Below are 15,293 nucleotides of genomic sequence, written 5' to 3' on the forward strand. Positions count from 1 at the left end.
CGCCGAGGGTCGAGCCTGTCGAGACCCGCCCGCCGGTGATCTCGATACACCGCCTCGTTCCTCGGCGGCTACTCGATCGACGATGCGTCGCTGGTCGAGTGCGTCGCGAGGAACGAGCGACGTGTATCGAGACCCGTCACGAGAAGCGGACGAGCAGCTGGCGGAGCAGGTCCGCGAGCTGCTGCTGGTCACCGTCGGAGAGCTCGGTGAGGAACGCGGCCTCGGCCTCGAGCAGCGCACCGAAGGCGCCGTCGACGGCCTGCTTGCCGTCGGGGGTGAGCCGGACGAGGACGCCGCGCCGGTCCTCCGGGTCCGGGTTGCGCTCGACGAAGCCGCGCGCGGCGAGCCGGTCGACGCGGTTGGTCATCGTCCCCGAGGTCACCAGCGTCTCGCGCAGCAGGCGTCCGGGCGACAGCTCGTACGGCGCTCCGGCCCGGCGCAGCGCGGCCAGCACGTCGAACTCCCAGGACTCGATGTCGTGCCGGGTGAACGCTTCGCGCCGGGCGAGATCGAGGTGGCGCGAGAGCCGGCCGAGCCGGGAGAAGATCGCGACCGGGGACAGGTCGAGGTCGGGCCGCTCGCGGGCCCAGTCCTCGGAAAGGTCGTCGACCTCGTCCCTCATGCCGCCGACGCTAGCAGACGGTCGAGATTCTCGATGTCAAGACAACCCCGTCGCGGGCATCGCGGAGCGCCCGCTGGTTACCGGGACACCATGATCGACGCGCCAGATCCCCGACCGAACGAAGCTCCGAACGCGGTCATCCTCAATCGGGTCAGGCGCGCGCAGGGCCAGCTCGGCGGCGTGCAGCGGATGATGGAGGAGGGGCGCAGCCTGGGCGAAGTGGTGGCCCAGCTGAAGGCGGTCACCAAGGCGCTGGACAAGGTGGCGTTCACCCTGCTGGTCGAGGAGCTCCGCAGCCGGATCACCGAGAGTGCGGACGGCGAGGAGATCGAGGAGATCGAGCGCATCTTCCTGGCCCTGGCCTGACGAAGTTACCGACAAGTAGCGTTGCGGCCATGTCGCAGCTCTACAGGCTCTGGAGCCTCACGTCGCCGATCCCCGTCGTCGGCAAGCGGATCTTCTCCTTCGCGTTCAGCCAGAAGGCGCCGTACTTCGGCTCCATCCATCCGCGCGTCGAGGACCTGCGGCCCAACTACGCCGAGGTGGTGGTTCCCAACCGTCGCGGCAACCGCAACCACATCGGGACGGTGCATGCGATCGCGGTGTGCAACGGCTTCGAGATGGCGATGGGCGCGCTCGCCGAGACCACCATCCCGGCCGGCAAGCGTTGGATCCCGATGGGGATGGATGTGCGCTACACCGCCAAGTCGACCAGCGACATCGTCTGCTCGGCCGAGACCGACCAGGAGCAGTGGGACGCCGCCGACGGGGAACTGCTCGTCCGGGTCAGGGGCACCCGCGACGACGGCGCGGTCGTCGCCGAGGGCGTGATCAGGCTGCACGTGACGCCCAAGAAGTAGGCCGCGCGACCACGCTCGCGCGATCCGAGGCCGGACGGCGACGCCGTCCGGCCTCGTCTCATTTCCGCAATGAAGTGCACTAAACCTCCAAAGTCCATTAATATGATCGAAAATGAGAGCGGCATGGGTGCTGTCCTCCAGGGTTCGGTGACCCCTGTCCTCTCTTGATGACGCGTCGGTTCGGGCCGCGCAGGACCCGAGAGAAGCACGCCGATGTCTGCAGAGCCGATCCCTCGGCGCATCGTCGCCCGGCACACGCCGAGCGACCGCGTCTTCCTGGAGGGCACCCGCGCCGTCGGCCTGCTCGTGCTGGTGATCGTCGGCTCGATCGGCGTCTTCCTGGGGCTCCAGGCCGAGCCGACCCTTCATCACTACGGCTGGCGCTTCTTCACCGAGTCCCGCTGGCTGCCGAGCCAGGACGTCATCGGCATCCGGGCGGTGCTCGTCGGCACGGTCGAGGTCGCGGCCACCGCGTTGGTGATCGCCTTCCCGCTGGCCTTCTTCAGCGCACTGTTCATCACCGACTGGGCGCCGCCGCGGCTGCGCGCGGCCCTGATCCGCACCGTCGACCTGATGGCCGCGGTGCCGAGCATCGTCTTCGGCCTCTGGGTGCTCTTCTACATCCAGCCGCACGCCGCCGAGATCGCGCACTGGATGAGCAAGCACCTCGGCTGGATCCCGATCTTCAAGGTCCACACCGACGTGGACTACCCGATCTGGAACCAGGCGCCCGGCTACGCCGCCTACGCCGGCAGCGCCTTCATCGCCTCCATCGCGGTCGCCGCGATGATCTTCCCGATGGCGACCTCGGTGATGCGGGAGGTCTTCGGTGAGGCGCCGGCCGGCGAGAAGGAGGCGGCGCTCGCGCTCGGCGCCACCCGGTGGGCGATGGTCCGTACCGTGGTCATCCCGTTCGGCCGCAGCGGCGTCATCGGCGGCACCATGCTCGCGCTCGGCCGCGCGCTCGGCGAGACGATCAGCGTGCTGCTGATCATCAACCAGGCGTTCCAGGTCAAGCCCAACATCCTCGAGTCCGGTACCTCGACGATCTCGGCCCTGATCGCCACCAACTATGCCGAGGCGACGCCGGCGCAGCTCTCCGCCCTGCTGACCTGCGGGTTCGTGCTCTTCTGCATGACCCTGCTGGTCAACACGGTCGCCGCGCAGGTGGTCAAGCGCAGCCGCAGCGGCGCAGGGACCGAGCTGTGACCGCCCTCGATACGCCGCTCGAGGCACCCGCCGCGCCGACCCGTGACCAGGTCGAGGAGGTCGTACCGGACCTGCCGCGACCGACCCGCACCCGGCACCGCGATGACGTCCTCACCCTGATCGGTGCCGCGTTCGGAGCGCTCGCGACCACCTGGATCCTCTACGCCCAGGTGCTGCCGTTCAGCGGTCGGATCGGCTTCGTGGTCTGTGCGTACGTCGTCTTCATGGCGTTCTACGCCGGCCTGACCGCGCTGAGTCGGCCGCGTGCGGTCGTCGTCGACCGCCTGATGACCACGATCGTCGCCGCCGCGCCCGCGATCGTCGGGCTGGCGCTGGCCGACATGGTGATCACCACCGTCGGCAAGGGCCTCGCGGTGCTGGTGCACCCGAACTTCTACACCCACGACATGTCCGGTGTGCGGCCCACCGACGCCTACGACATGGGCGGCATCCTGCACGCCATCGTCGGCACCCTGATCGAGGTCGCGATCTCGGTCTCGATCGCGCTGCCGCTCGGTGTCACGGCCGCGATCTATATGTCGGAGGTCGGTGGCCGCGGCGCCCGGGTGGTGCGCACCGTGGTCGAGGCGATGACGGCGCTGCCCTCGATCGTGGCCGGCCTCTTCGTCTACTCGGTGCTGATCATCCGGCTGCACATGCAGCCCTCCGGCCTGGCCGCCAGCCTCGCCCTCGCCGTGATGGGCCTGCCGATCATGGCGCGCGCCAGCGACGTCGTCCTGCGCGTCGTACCGGGCGGGCTCCGCGAGGCGTCGTACGCGCTCGGCGCCGGACGCTGGCAGACGGTCTGGCGGGTCGTGCTGCCGACCGCCCGCCCGGGTCTGGCCACCGCACTCATCCTCGGCATCGCACGAATGGTGGGAGAGACCAGCCCCCTGCTGCTCACCTCGGGCGCGACCAACTTCCTCAACACCAACCCGCTGCACGACCCGATGACGTCGTTGCCGCTCTACGTCTACACCGCGGTCAAGTCCGGCGAGCCCACCTTCGAGACCCGCGGGTACGCCGCGGCGACGGTGCTGCTCCTGCTGGTGCTGACGCTGTTCCTGATCGCCCGTTTCGTCGCCAAGCAAAGGCCCTCCCGATGAACCCCCCGCCTGTGATCCGCAGACTCCTCGTCCTCGCCGGCCTCCTCCTGGCCCTCGTGACCGCACTCGCGCCGTCGGCGGGCGCGGCCACCGCCGGCGTCAGCCACGCGCCGATCAAGGGCTCGGGCTCGAGCTGGGCGGCCAACGCGATCGCGCAGTGGCAGGCCGACGTGGCGACCAACGGCGGCATGCATGTCGACTTCAATCCCAACGGCGCCGCCCTGGGCCGCTCGGACTTCGCGCACAACCTGACCGACTTCGGCGTCTCCGACATCGGCTACCAGGGCGTCGACCCCTCGACCGGTCAGCAGGACTCCTCGCTCGGCCGCAGCTATGCGTACCTGCCGATCGCGGCTGGCGGCACGGCCCTGCCGTACCACCTCGAGGTGGGCGGCCAGATGGTGCGGAACCTGCGCCTCTCGGGCGAGACCGTGGCCAAGATCTTCACCGGTCAGATCACCAACTGGAACGACCCGGCGGTCACCAAGGACAACAACGGAAAGGCACTGCCCTCCATCCCGATCGTTCCCGTGGTCCACTCCGAGGGTGCCGGCGTGACGTACCAGTTCACCCGGTACCTGGCCAAGGAGTACCCCTCGATCTGGAGCGCCTGCAACGGCGGCAAGGCGATCGCGACCGAGTACTTCCCGACCAACTGCGGCGGCAGCGGCGCGATGAAGTCGTTCTCCGGCTCCGACGGCGTGATGAACTTCCTGACCAGCGCCGGCGCCAACGGCGCGATCGCGATGGAGGAGTACTCCTACCCGCTGGCCAAGGGCTATCCGTCGGCCAAGCTGCTCAACGAGGCCGGCTACTACACGCTGCCCACGCAGTACAACGTCGCGGTCGCGCTGACCAAGGCGCAGATCAACATGGACCCGTCCTCGCCGGACTACCTCACGCAGAACCTCGATCAGGTCTACACGAACGGCGACCAGCGGACCTACCCGCTCTCCTCGTACGTGTACGCGATCATCCCGACCTCGGCGAAGGACTCGAAGACCAACACCACGCCGGCTCGCCAGACGGTCGGCGACTTCCTCTACTACTCGATCTGTGCGGGGCAGTCCGAGATCGGTCCGATCGGCTACTCCTCGCTCCCGGTCAACCTCGTCCAGGCCGGCTTCACCCAGCTGGCCAAGCTCAAGGCCGCCGACAACGGTGTCGTGCTGACCGACCGCAACGTCTCCACCTGCCACAACCCGACCTTCATCGCCGGTCAGCCGAACCAGAATTACCTGGCCAAGATCGCCCCCCAGCCGGTCGCCTGCGACAAGGCCGGCGCCGGCCCCTGCACCGGTACCGAGGGCACCGCCAACGCCAACCCGGTCGGCGGCAAGGCGCCCACCGGCGGCGGGACCGGCACCACCGCGACCGGCTCCGGGGGCGCGAGCGGCGCCGGCGGCCCCGCGACGGCCTCCGGTGGTGGCGGCGTCGCCGTCGCGCCGGGCTCGGGGACCGTCGCGACGGGCAGCGGAGGCGGCTCGACGACGGCCGGCTCCGACCTCGGCCTCGCCGGGGCGGCTACCGCCACCGGCGCGACCGGGACGGTCGTGCCGACGACGCTGGCCGCCGATGACCACGCCGGGCCGTCGCGGCCGCTGACCGCGCTCGTCGTCCTGCTCTTCCTGCTCGCCCTGGTGATGCCGCCGGTCGTCGGCCGGCTCGTACGGGGCCTGCGATGAGCCGCCAGCGACGCGGGAGCGCGCTGCTGCTGATCGGTGCCCTGCTGATCGGCGCCGCGCTCACCGGTCTCGCCCTGGCGCCGGGCGCCGAGGCGACCAGCGGAAGCGGCCAGACCTTCACCAAGAAGGTCAACCGGGTCTTCTACAGCGCGACGGGTGCGAGCACCCCTGCCGACCCGAAGCACCCCGGCGGCTACACCGTGAAGCTGTCCGTCTCCTCGACCCAGAACCTGCGCGGCAACCAGCCGATCACCGTCAGCTGGAGCGGGGCCCACCCGACCGGTGGCGTGGTCAACGACCCGAACTACGGCTACGACGGCTCCGAGCAGGAGTACCCGTTCGTGCTGATGGAGTGCCGCGGCACCGCCAAGACCGTCACGCCCGAGACCTGCTGGACCCAGACCGCCGCCGAGCGCTTCCAGTCCGCCAACTCCGCGACGAGCGCGCCGGTCTGGCGTGCGGACGGAGCGGCGCCGAGCGCCGAGCGGGCCGCCGTGGTGGACGCGCCCCGGGGCACCCGTCCGTCCGGCTGCGCGGCGCAGCGCTTCGAGCGCTGGGTCCCGCTCAAGGCCGCCAGCGGCCGCACCTACTACGGCGGCGGCGTGGGCTGCTACAACCTGGCCCCCGAGGGCTCGGACGAGCCGACCACCGGCGTCCCGGACAACACCACGTACGGCATCACCGGCACCGACGGCAAGGGCAGCGCCCAGTTCGCGGTCTGGACCGATGAGGAGAACGCCACCCTCGGCTGCTCCTCGCGGACCGCGTGCTCCCTGGTGGCGATCCCGATCACCGGCGTCGACTGTGACCCCTATTTCACGAAGGTGAAGGCGAAGGACCCGATCCAGCCGACCAGCGGACAGAAGTCCCGGTACGCCGCCTCCTGCGAGAAGGCGGACACCTACGCGCCCGGGCAGCGCGCCGACGGCTCCGGTGACGGCTTCAACCTGGCCACGTCGGGCCGGCTGTGGTGGTCGGCCTCGAACTGGGCGGACCGGATCGTGGTGCCGCTGAGCTTCGCGGTCGCCGGCGACAGCTGCGCGCTGACGAACAAGACCGCGCCGCTGCTCGCGTACGGCTCGATCCTGATGACCGACATCGCCGCCCAGTGGCAGCCGACGTTCTGCGCGACGAAGGGGTACCAGCCGTTCCTGCACGTCCAGGCGACCGACGCGCAGGCGCGCTCGCTCGTCAGCGGCGGCAGCGTCAAGGTCGGCTTCAGCTCGCTGCCTCCCGACGGCGGCTTCGGCGGGACGGTCGCACAGGCTCCGATCGCCGTCACCGGTTTCGCGATCGCATACAACATCGACGGCGCCGACGGGCGATCCGTCACCGACCTGAAGCTGGACGCGCGGCTGCTGGCCAAGCTGCTCAGCGAGTCCTACAACGGTGATCTCCAAGGCCGCACGGCCTACCGTGCGCTGGCGGGCAATCCCCGCACGATCTTCTCGGACCCGGAGTTCCATGCCCTGAACCCGGGCGTGGACACCAGCATCCCGGGGGTGGCGAACAGCGCCGCCGCGCTGATCTCGCTGTCCAACGACTCCGACATGCTGACCGCGCTGAGCAGCTACATCGACGCCGACCCCGAGGCCCGCCGCTGGCTCGAGGGCACGCCCGATCCGTGGGGGATGGTGGTCAACCCGCACTACCGGCTCACCGCCGACGACACCGGCGGCGCGGGCGCTTCGGCCAGCGCCGCGGCCACGCCGACCGCGTCCGAGGCGCCCAGTGCGCAGCCCTCGGCGAGTGACGAGGCCACCGACGTGTCCGCCACGGCGTCGGGAGAGGCCTCCGCCGACCCCTCCGCGACGGCCACCCCGACCGACGGCCCGAGCGACGTACCGAGTGACGGCCCGACCGACGGCCCGAGTGGCAGCCCGAGCCCGGGCGACGGTGACCCGACCGGTGGCGGGCTGAGCCTGCCGGTGAGCTCCTGGCCGCTGCTCGACGACTTCACCCTCGACGGCGTGGGCAGCAACGCCTGCCTCAAGGGCCTGCCGTACCTCGCGCAGATCGCGCACCCGCTCTCCCAGATCGCCACGATCGAGGAGTCGATCGAGTTCGCCCTCTCCAACGCCCAGACCACCTGCCCGACGGTCACCGATGCGAACGACCCCAGCCAGCTGGTCCCGAAGACCGAGGGTCTGCAGCCCATCGGGCACCGTTTCGTGATCGGCATCGTGCCGCTGACCGCCGTCGACCGGTACGGCCTGCGGGCCGCCCAGCTGGAGACCAGCTCGAACGTCCCGGCCGGGAGCGCCTTCACCAGCGCCGCCGGGCGCACCTTCGCGGCACCCGACACCTCGGGGCTGCGGGCCGCGGTCAAGCTGCTCTCCCCGGATCAGCAGGCCGGGACGTGGACCTTCGACTACAGCGAGCTGAGCAGCCAGACCAGCGCGTATCCGGGACTGATGCCGGTCTTCGCCGACGTGCCGACCTCGGGACTCGCGGCCGGCGACGCCGCCCGCGTCGCCCAGCTGCTCGACTTCGCGGCCGGCCGGGGCCAGACCCCCGGTACGGCCAACGGCCAGCTGCCGCCCGGCACGCTGCCGCTCACCTCCGACAACGGGCTCGGAGACGAGGCCGCGTACACCCGCTGCGTCGCCAAGCAGGTCGGCGCGCAGTCCGGCGTCGTACCGACGCTCAGCGGCTCCTGCCCGGCCGTACCCGACACTGCGCAGCCGGGCTCGGGTTCGTCGGGCGGCGCCTCGGGCGGTACGCCGGGCGTCGTCACCGGCGGGAACGGCTCCGTGGTGGCAGCGCCGCCCGCGGCCGCACCACCGGGGGCGACCGCGGTCTCGGGCTCGACCGTCACGACGGCCGAGCCGATGGTGACGGTGGGCGCGTACTCCCGGATCGGTCGGTTCGGGCTGCCGTCCGCCCTGGTCGCCGGCCTGCTGCTGGTGATCGCCGGCCTCGTGCTGCGCTGGGGTGCGCCGGCATGGGCGCTGGCCACGGTCGTCGGCTCCCGCCGCGGACGGAGGCGTCGATGAGCACCGTCCTGCCGGCGACCCGCGTCCGCCAGGAGCCGATCGACGCCGCCTCGCTGCCGCCGCGCGATCGCACCGAGCTGCGGCTCGGGGTCTCTCAGGTCGTGCTGACGCTCGCCGCGCTGATCGGCTGGGTCTTCCTCTACGTCTACGTGCTCAGCGGATTCAGCCAAGGCCACGCGCAGCAGCAGCTGTACGGCCAGCTGCGCTCCGAGCTGGCCGAGGGCACCGCGCCGGTCGCAGCGCCGATCGCCGCCGGCGCTCCGGTGGCACTGCTCGACGCGCCCGGCCTCGGGCTGCATCACGTCGTGGTGGTCGAGGGCACCCGGCCCGGACAGCTGGACGACGGGCCGGGCCACGCGCTCGGCAGCGTGCTGCCGGGCCAGCAGGGGACGAGCGTGCTGATGGGACGCTCGGTCTCCTACGGTGCTCCGTTCCGACATCTCGCGGCCCTCGCGCCGGGCGCGAGCATCACGGTGACCACGGGGGAGGGCGCGTTCCGGTACGCCGTCGTCGACGTACGACGCAAGGGAGATCCGGTGCCGACCGCGCCGGTGGCCGGAACCGGGCGGCTGGTGCTGGTCTCCGCGACCGGCTCCTCGCCTCTGGCCCGGTCGGAGACGGTCTACGTCGACGCGACGCTGCAGGGCGCCGCCCAACCGGCCGGTGCGGTCTCGGCCGCCGATCCGGAGGGGGCGCCGATGGCGCGTGACGCCAGTGCAGGCACGCTCGCGATCCTCGCGCTGCTCCTCCAGCTGCTGGTGCTGACGGTGGCCGCGCTCGCCTGGGCCAGCCTGAAGTGGTCGCGGATGGCGGCCTGGATCGCCGGCGTGCCCGTCCTGGTGGCGGTGCTCTGGGCGGTCTCGCTCGTCGCCTCGCGGCTGGCTCCGAACCTGCTCTGACGGGGTGCGTACCCCGCGACAAGACAATTAAACGGATAAAGTTGACTAAATAGATCAACTATCCGCTAGTGTCCTCCGCGTGGCCCTCGGGGCCACCTCCACTCGCCGCTCCGAACCCGGGGTGGTCGTACACCAGAAAGGCAGACCCCATGTCGAAGCGACATGTCGCATCCGCAGCCTCCGTTCTCGGGCTGGTGGCTGCGTGTGCCCTCTCCATCGGGCAGGGCTCGGCCGTGGCTGACGCCGCTCCCCAGGCCAAGGACGTCGTCGGCGTCGGGTCCGACGTCATCCAGAACTCGGTCGACTTCCTGGCCGACGGCTCGCCGAGCGGCCTGCCCGGCTTCAACTCGGCCGGCAACGTCTACCGTCTCTTCAGCTTCGACGCCTCCGCGGACGCCAACGGCCGCAACGCGTTCACCGACCCCAGCCTCGGCACGTCGGTCGCGCTGAACCCGTCGGTCGTGCTGCGTGCCGGCACCTCGCCGGTGCTGCGCCCCAACGGCGGTGGCGCGGGCATCACGGCGCTGGAGAAGGACACCGCCGGTGCGATCAACTTCGCCCGCAGCCCCAACCTGCCGAAGGCAGCCGACCAGACCACGGCCCAGAGCAACCTGAGCTCCAAGCTGTTCACGATCCAGTTCGCCGACGACAAGCAGTACATCGCGACGGCCTCGACCACGAACGCTCCGGCCGCGGGCCTCACGCCCGCCCAGCTGGCCGGCATCTACTGCTCCAACGCGGCCAGCAGCTACAGCACCTGGGACCAGGTCGGCGGCAAGGGCTCCAGCGCGATCGTGGCCGAGCGGCCGCAGGACAGCGCGGGCGTGCTCAAGCAGTTCCAGGCCGTGCTCCAGACGGGCAACGGCGGCACCGCGTGCACCTGGAAGAGCAGCGTCAAGGCGGTCCAGCAGAACGACCCGAGCACCGTGGCCGGCAACCCGGACGCGATCGTGCCGTTCCCGCAGAGCCGCTACAAGCTCCTGCAGAAGAGCTACTTCCCGGACCCGAGCAACGCCTCGTACACGGGCAGCACGCCGAACGGCTCCGGTGGCAAGACCACCACGCCGCTCAGCGCCGCGGGCATCGCGCTGCAGGTCCCGGGCGCCAACGGAGTCGCAGCCGGTGCGTACGTCGCCGACCTGCCGTTCTACCTGATCTTCCGCGAGTCGGCGATCAGCTCGAGCACGCCGTGGCAGCCGGGCAGCTCGCTCAACTGGGTCAAGACGCTCTTCTACAACCCGGACTACGACCCGGCCGACCCGGCCGGGGCCCCGGCGCCGTGGATCGCCAGCGCGGCCGGCCAGCAGCTGTTGACCGACCTCGGCCTGACCCCGTACTACCCGGGCGTCACCAAGAACGCGGCCAGCGTCGACCAGCCGGGCGAGAACACCAAGGGCTGATCCCAGCGGGATCGGCGAGACACACGACGAGATGGTGAGGAGGACGACGATGACGACGAAGCAGACCGAGGCCGAGCGCGACGGCACCGGGGCACGCAGCCACCGGGCCAGCGTCGACGGAACGGCCAAGCGCTGGACGCTGATCTGCATCGTCGTCGTCGTCCTCCTCGCCGTCGTCGTCGCCGTGGGGACGCACCTGCGCCGTCACGACGCGGTGGGCGCCGTGCCGTACGTCGACCCGGCGTCGGTGGGCACGCTCACCCTGTGCCGTGACGGTCAGCCGGTGACCGGCGGAAGCACGATCGGGCAGCCGTTCGCCGATGCGGTCGTCGGGGGCCAGGCCGCCACGGGCGGGTACGCCACCGGCGGAACCGCCACCCTGTTCGCCTTCCAGCCGCGCACCGACGTCGGCCCGGAGAGCTGGAGCGGCCTGCAGCTCGGGGCGGCCTCCCAGATCGCCGATCCGGCTGCACCCAGCACGACGCTGGCGCCGATCGACACGACCCTGGCGCAGTTCCTCACCGCGTACCCGTCGCAGGACGACGGCTGGCTCCAGCTGCGGCTGGTGCTGGGCGCGGCGGGACAGCCCCTCCAGACGACCTCGTACGCGTCGGTCGATCTCCACGTCGATGGCAAGCACTGGACGGCGGTCGGCGCCGGAGACGCCGCCTGCCCGCAGTCCTGAGCCGCCCGGTCGCCTGAGCGATCCACCGACATCACAGCCTTCGAGAGGACAACCATGAACAAGCGGGTCACCCGCATCGCGGCCGCAGGTGCCGTGGGTGCGGCCGTGCTCACCGGCGCCGGCGTCGCCGCCGTCGCGGCCTCGAGCAACACCGTCCCGGCCGACTCCAACCGGGTCGGCGCCATCACGCTCAAGGTGAACGGCGCCACCGTCACCAAGGGCAAGCTGAGCGACAAGCTGACAGCGGTCGGCGCCGCCAACGGCGCTCTCACCGGCCAGCGTGCGCTGGTGTACGCCTACGTCCACGGCGCTGCCGTCAGCTCGGCCTCCAGCCTGGCGAAGTACAAGCCGACCGCCCAGGGCACCTGGAGTGGTGCGCAGCTGACCACGGCCGTCACCAACAACGGCCTGTCGGTGCCGCTCGGCTCGAGCGTCACGCTGCAGCAGTTCCTGGCCGGCTACAAGCCGGACGCGAGCGGCCTGGTCGAGCTGCGGCTCAAGACGATCAGCGCCGGTCAGTCGGTCTCCTCGGCCTACGACGCGATCGACATCTACGTCAACACCGCTGCCGGCACCTGGAGCACCGCCGGCCGCACGGGCGGCGGCACGCCGGTCGGCACCAAGAAGGCGACCGTCACCGAGAAGGTCGCCAAGAGCGTCAAGCACACCGCGAAGCTCAAGGTGAAGGTCACCGTCACCGCCAAGGGCGCCAAGCCGACCGGCACCGTGAGCGTCCTGGACGGCTCGAAGAAGCTCGCCTCGGCGACGCTCAAGAGCGGCAAGGCGACCGTCACCCTGCCCAAGCTCAAGAAGGGCAAGCACAAGATCAAGACGACCTACTCGGGCTCGTCCACGTTCGCCGCGGCGAGCAGCAAGACCATCACCGTCCGCTCGAAGTGATCCGCTTCGCGACGGTGTGACAGGCGACCAGCCGGCGGCGCAGCACCCAGCACCGCCGGCTGGTCTTCAACCGTTTCCAGGAGTCCCGATGTCCGCTCTGCTCGCCGACGACGAGACCGCGCCCCAGCCCGTGGTCGACGCCGATCCGGCCACCGCCGCGCTGCCGGTCGCGCTCCGCGCCCACGCGCTGAGCGCCGAGCACGTCTCCGCCTGGTTCGGACGGCGCAAGGTCCTCGACCGGGTCTCCCTGGAGATGCCTGCCGGCCAGGTCACGGCGCTGATCGGCCCGTCCGGGTGTGGTAAGTCGACCTTCCTGCGCATCCTCAATCGGATGCACGAGCTGGTGCCGTCGGCAGCGCTCGCCGGATCGGTCCGGCTCGACGGCGAGGACATCTACGACCCCGAGCGCCAGCTCATCGACGCGCGCAAGGCGATCGGGATGGTCTTCCAGAAGCCCAACCCGTTCCCGGCGATGTCGATCCGCGGGAACGTGCTCGCCGGTCTCTCGCTGACCGGGGCCAGGGCGGTCAAGGACCGCCGCGACGGGCTGGTCGAGGAGTCGCTGCGCCGCGCCGGCCTCTGGAACGAGGTCAAGGACCGCCTCGACCAGCCCGGCGGGGCGCTCTCCGGCGGCCAGCAGCAGCGCCTGTGCATCGCCCGCTCGCTAGCGGTGCGTCCCAAGGTGCTCCTGATGGACGAGCCCTGCTCCGCGCTCGACCCGACCTCGACCCGCGTGGTCGAGGAGACGATCAAGGAGATCGGCCACGAGGTGACGATCGTGATCGTCACGCACAACATGCAGCAGGCCAGGCGCGTCTCCGACCGGTGCGCGTTCTTCCTCGCCGAGCAGGGTCAGCCCGGCGTCATCATCGAGCACGGCGAGACCGAGGCGATGTTCACCGCGCCCCTGGACCCGCGGACCGCCGACTACGTCAACGGCCGCTTCGGCTGAGCCGACACAGCGTGGCGAAGCGCTCCGGCGTGCCGCGTACGAACGCTCCTGAGGGGGCTCATCGCTGCCGGCGCAGCACCAGCGCGACGATCGACACCGCCACGGCGGCCAGGGCGATGCCGCTCAGGGTCGCGGGCGGCATCGGGCCGTCGGTGCGGTAGCCGCGAACCGCCCGGCTGGCCTGGGCGGAGAGCACCGAGCCCTCGCTCTGGTGGGAGAGCACCGAGCCACCGGACTGGTTCGAGCCCCACGACGCGACCGACATCGAAGAGCCGACGGAGAACGCGGAGGCGAAGGAGCCCACGCTGGCGAGCGAGGCGAACGACCCGACGCTGCCGATCGAGAGCACCGAGCTGCTCGACCACAGGCTCAGCACCGAGTCGGTGGATCCGATCGACCAGCGGGAGCTCGTGGGCGGCATGGCTCCAGCCTCGCAGATTCCGGCGCCGCCCGCGGCGCGCCGTACCCTCGTAGGGCTATGACGCGCACGTACGAGGTCCGCACCTACGGGTGCCAGATGAACGTCCACGACTCCGAGCGCCTGTCCGGGCTGCTCGAGGATGCCGGCTACCTCCGTCATGTGCCGGCGGCCGAGGGCGAGCAGACCGCCTATCCCGACGTCGTCGTCTTCAACACCTGCGCCGTGCGCGAGAACGCGGACAACAAGCTGTACGGCAACCTCGGCCACCTGGCCGCGGTCAAGCGCGAGCACCCCGGTCTGCAGATCGCCGTCGGCGGCTGCATGGCCCAGAAGGACCGCTCGCTCGTGGTCGAGAAGGCGCCGTGGGTCGACGTCGTGTTCGGCACCCACAACATCGGGTCGCTGCCGGTGCTGCTGGAGCGTGCCCGCGTCCAGGAGGAGGCGCAGGTCGAGATCCTCGAGTCGCTCGAGGTCTTCCCCTCCACCCTGCCGACCAAGCGAGAGTCCGCGTACGCCGCGTGGGTCTCGATCTCGGTCGGCTGCAACAACACCTGCACGTTCTGCATCGTGCCGTCGCTGCGCGGCAAGGAGAAGGACCGCCGCCCGGGCGAGATCCTGGCCGAGATCTCCGCGCTGGTCGCGGAGGGCGTGTCCGAGGTGACCCTCCTGGGCCAGAACGTCAACGCGTACGGCGTGGAGTTCGGCGACCGGCAGGCGTTCTCCAAGCTGCTGCGGGCCTGCGGCGAGATCGAGGGCCTCGAGCGGGTCCGGTTCACCTCGCCGCACCCGGCGGAGTTCACCGACGACGTCATCGAGGCGATGGCGCAGACCCCGAACGTGATGCCGTCGCTGCATATGCCGCTGCAGTCCGGCTCCGATCGGCTGCTGAAGGCGATGCGCCGCTCGTACCGCTCCTCGAAGTATCTGGGGATCATCGAGCGGGTGCGGGAGGCGATCCCGCACGCCGCGATCACCACCGACATCATCGTCGGGTTCCCGGGTGAGACCGAGGACGACTTCCTCGAGACGATGCGGGTGGTGCGGGAGTCCCGCTTCTCGTCGGCCTTCACGTTCCAATACTCCCCGCGGCCCGGCACGCCGGCCGCGACCATGGACGAGCAGATCTCGCCGGAGATCGTGAAGGACCGCTACCAGCGGCTCGTCGCGCTGGTGAACGAGATCGCCTGGGAGGAGAACCAGGCCCAGGTCGGTCGCACCGTCGAGCTGATGGTCGCCGAGGGCGAGGGTCGCAAGGACGGCGAGACCCAGCGGATGTCCGGGCGGGCGCCCGACAACCGGCTCGTCCACTTCGAGGCGGTCGACGCCCGCCCCGGTGACATGGTCACCGCCGAGATCACGTACGCCGCTCCGCACCACCTCGTCGCCGACAAGGTCCTCTCGGTGCGCCGGACCCGCTCCGGCGACGCTTGGGAGGCCCGCCAGGGCAGGCCCGTCGGCGAGCCCGAGACGCGCAAGGTCGGCCTCGGCCTGCCGACCATCGGTGTGCCCGCCCCGCTCCCGGACGCCCCGGCCTGCGGCTGAACGGTCGCCGGGCGTC

At 71.0% G+C, this 15,293-nt stretch carries 14 protein-coding genes; 12 read left to right on the top strand and 2 right to left on the bottom strand.

All coding sequences use genetic code 11. The features are described from left to right. Positions 1-136: 136 nt before the first annotated feature. Positions 137-622, bottom strand: a complete 486-nt coding sequence (locus tag ACZ5L9_RS09830) for a MarR family winged helix-turn-helix transcriptional regulator (protein WP_464536641.1) — start codon at positions 620-622, stop codon at positions 137-139. A gap of 90 nt (positions 623-712) precedes the next feature. Here ACZ5L9_RS09830 and ACZ5L9_RS09835 point away from each other — a divergent pair, with 90 nt between their 5' ends. From ACZ5L9_RS09835 to ACZ5L9_RS09885, 11 genes are all read left to right on the top strand, one after another. Then, on the top strand, positions 713-988 hold the full coding sequence (locus ACZ5L9_RS09835; RefSeq protein ID WP_464536643.1) for a metal-sensitive transcriptional regulator: 276 nt from the start codon (positions 713-715) through the stop codon (positions 986-988). A 29-nt stretch (positions 989-1,017) separates the two neighbouring features. Continuing rightward, positions 1,018-1,482 (top strand): hotdog fold domain-containing protein, encoded by a 465-nt coding sequence (locus tag ACZ5L9_RS09840; RefSeq protein ID WP_464536645.1) that lies wholly within the window; start codon positions 1,018-1,020, stop codon positions 1,480-1,482. 213 nt (positions 1,483-1,695) lie between these two features. Next, entirely contained in the window at positions 1,696-2,691 is a 996-nt protein-coding gene (gene pstC, locus ACZ5L9_RS09845; protein ID WP_464536647.1) for a phosphate ABC transporter permease subunit PstC, read from the top strand. Next, the gene (gene pstA / locus ACZ5L9_RS09850) at positions 2,688-3,797 is read left to right on the top strand and encodes a phosphate ABC transporter permease PstA (protein ID WP_464536649.1); all 1,110 of its coding nucleotides are present in this window, start codon (positions 2,688-2,690) and stop codon (positions 3,795-3,797) included. Before pstC ends, pstA begins: the two co-directional genes overlap by 4 nt. Next, the gene (locus ACZ5L9_RS09855; RefSeq protein WP_464536651.1) at positions 3,794-5,482 is read left to right on the top strand and encodes a substrate-binding domain-containing protein; all 1,689 of its coding nucleotides are present in this window, start codon (positions 3,794-3,796) and stop codon (positions 5,480-5,482) included. The genes pstA and ACZ5L9_RS09855 overlap by 4 nt, the downstream gene beginning before the upstream one ends. Continuing rightward, complete coding sequence (locus tag ACZ5L9_RS09860; RefSeq protein WP_464536653.1) at positions 5,479-8,478, top strand: hypothetical protein; 3,000 nt, start codon at positions 5,479-5,481, stop codon at positions 8,476-8,478. Before ACZ5L9_RS09855 ends, ACZ5L9_RS09860 begins: the two co-directional genes overlap by 4 nt. Next, complete coding sequence (locus ACZ5L9_RS09865) at positions 8,475-9,377, top strand: sortase domain-containing protein (RefSeq protein WP_464536655.1); 903 nt, start codon at positions 8,475-8,477, stop codon at positions 9,375-9,377. Before ACZ5L9_RS09860 ends, ACZ5L9_RS09865 begins: the two co-directional genes overlap by 4 nt. A 149-nt stretch (positions 9,378-9,526) precedes the next feature. Further along, on the top strand, positions 9,527-10,777 hold the full coding sequence (locus ACZ5L9_RS09870) for a hypothetical protein (protein WP_464536657.1): 1,251 nt from the start codon (positions 9,527-9,529) through the stop codon (positions 10,775-10,777). Positions 10,778-10,826: 49 nt separating this feature from the next. Next, positions 10,827-11,462, top strand: coding sequence for a hypothetical protein (locus ACZ5L9_RS09875; protein WP_464536659.1), 636 nt, complete (start codon positions 10,827-10,829; stop codon positions 11,460-11,462). Between the two features lie 54 nt (positions 11,463-11,516). Continuing rightward, positions 11,517-12,362, top strand: coding sequence for an Ig-like domain-containing protein (locus ACZ5L9_RS09880; RefSeq protein WP_464536661.1), 846 nt, complete (start codon positions 11,517-11,519; stop codon positions 12,360-12,362). A gap of 88 nt (positions 12,363-12,450) precedes the next feature. Beyond that, positions 12,451-13,314, top strand: a complete 864-nt coding sequence (locus ACZ5L9_RS09885; RefSeq protein WP_464536663.1) for a phosphate ABC transporter ATP-binding protein — start codon at positions 12,451-12,453, stop codon at positions 13,312-13,314. A gap of 58 nt (positions 13,315-13,372) precedes the next feature. On the opposite strand, the gene ACZ5L9_RS09890 is transcribed toward ACZ5L9_RS09885, so the two are convergent. After that, the gene (locus tag ACZ5L9_RS09890) at positions 13,373-13,735 is read right to left on the bottom strand and encodes a hypothetical protein (RefSeq protein ID WP_464536666.1); all 363 of its coding nucleotides are present in this window, start codon (positions 13,733-13,735) and stop codon (positions 13,373-13,375) included. 57 nt (positions 13,736-13,792) lie between these two features. Between ACZ5L9_RS09890 and miaB the strand changes: the two genes are divergently transcribed. Further along, on the top strand, positions 13,793-15,277 hold the full coding sequence (gene miaB / locus ACZ5L9_RS09895) for a tRNA (N6-isopentenyl adenosine(37)-C2)-methylthiotransferase MiaB (RefSeq protein WP_464536668.1): 1,485 nt from the start codon (positions 13,793-13,795) through the stop codon (positions 15,275-15,277). Positions 15,278-15,293: the final 16 nt, after the last annotated feature.

Source organism: Nocardioides sp. JCM 18998 (assembly GCF_055391535.1).

What these genes read in the sequence shown, in the direction of transcription:
- ACZ5L9_RS09830 (WP_464536641.1), bottom strand. Translation starts at nt 622, where the DNA reads ATGAGGGACGAGGTCGACGACCTTTCCGAGGACTGGGCCCGCGAGCGG.
- ACZ5L9_RS09835 (WP_464536643.1), top strand. Translation starts at nt 713, where the DNA reads ATGATCGACGCGCCAGATCCCCGACCGAACGAAGCTCCGAACGCGGTC.
- ACZ5L9_RS09840 (WP_464536645.1), top strand. Translation starts at nt 1,018, where the DNA reads ATGTCGCAGCTCTACAGGCTCTGGAGCCTCACGTCGCCGATCCCCGTC.
- pstC (WP_464536647.1), top strand. Translation starts at nt 1,696, where the DNA reads ATGTCTGCAGAGCCGATCCCTCGGCGCATCGTCGCCCGGCACACGCCG.
- ACZ5L9_RS09855 (WP_464536651.1), top strand. Translation starts at nt 3,794, where the DNA reads ATGAACCCCCCGCCTGTGATCCGCAGACTCCTCGTCCTCGCCGGCCTC.
- ACZ5L9_RS09860 (WP_464536653.1), top strand. Translation starts at nt 5,479, where the DNA reads ATGAGCCGCCAGCGACGCGGGAGCGCGCTGCTGCTGATCGGTGCCCTG.
- ACZ5L9_RS09865 (WP_464536655.1), top strand. Translation starts at nt 8,475, where the DNA reads ATGAGCACCGTCCTGCCGGCGACCCGCGTCCGCCAGGAGCCGATCGAC.
- ACZ5L9_RS09870 (WP_464536657.1), top strand. Translation starts at nt 9,527, where the DNA reads ATGTCGAAGCGACATGTCGCATCCGCAGCCTCCGTTCTCGGGCTGGTG.
- ACZ5L9_RS09875 (WP_464536659.1), top strand. Translation starts at nt 10,827, where the DNA reads ATGACGACGAAGCAGACCGAGGCCGAGCGCGACGGCACCGGGGCACGC.
- ACZ5L9_RS09880 (WP_464536661.1), top strand. Translation starts at nt 11,517, where the DNA reads ATGAACAAGCGGGTCACCCGCATCGCGGCCGCAGGTGCCGTGGGTGCG.
- ACZ5L9_RS09885 (WP_464536663.1), top strand. Translation starts at nt 12,451, where the DNA reads ATGTCCGCTCTGCTCGCCGACGACGAGACCGCGCCCCAGCCCGTGGTC.
- ACZ5L9_RS09890 (WP_464536666.1), bottom strand. Translation starts at nt 13,735, where the DNA reads ATGCCGCCCACGAGCTCCCGCTGGTCGATCGGATCCACCGACTCGGTG.
- miaB (WP_464536668.1), top strand. Translation starts at nt 13,793, where the DNA reads ATGACGCGCACGTACGAGGTCCGCACCTACGGGTGCCAGATGAACGTC.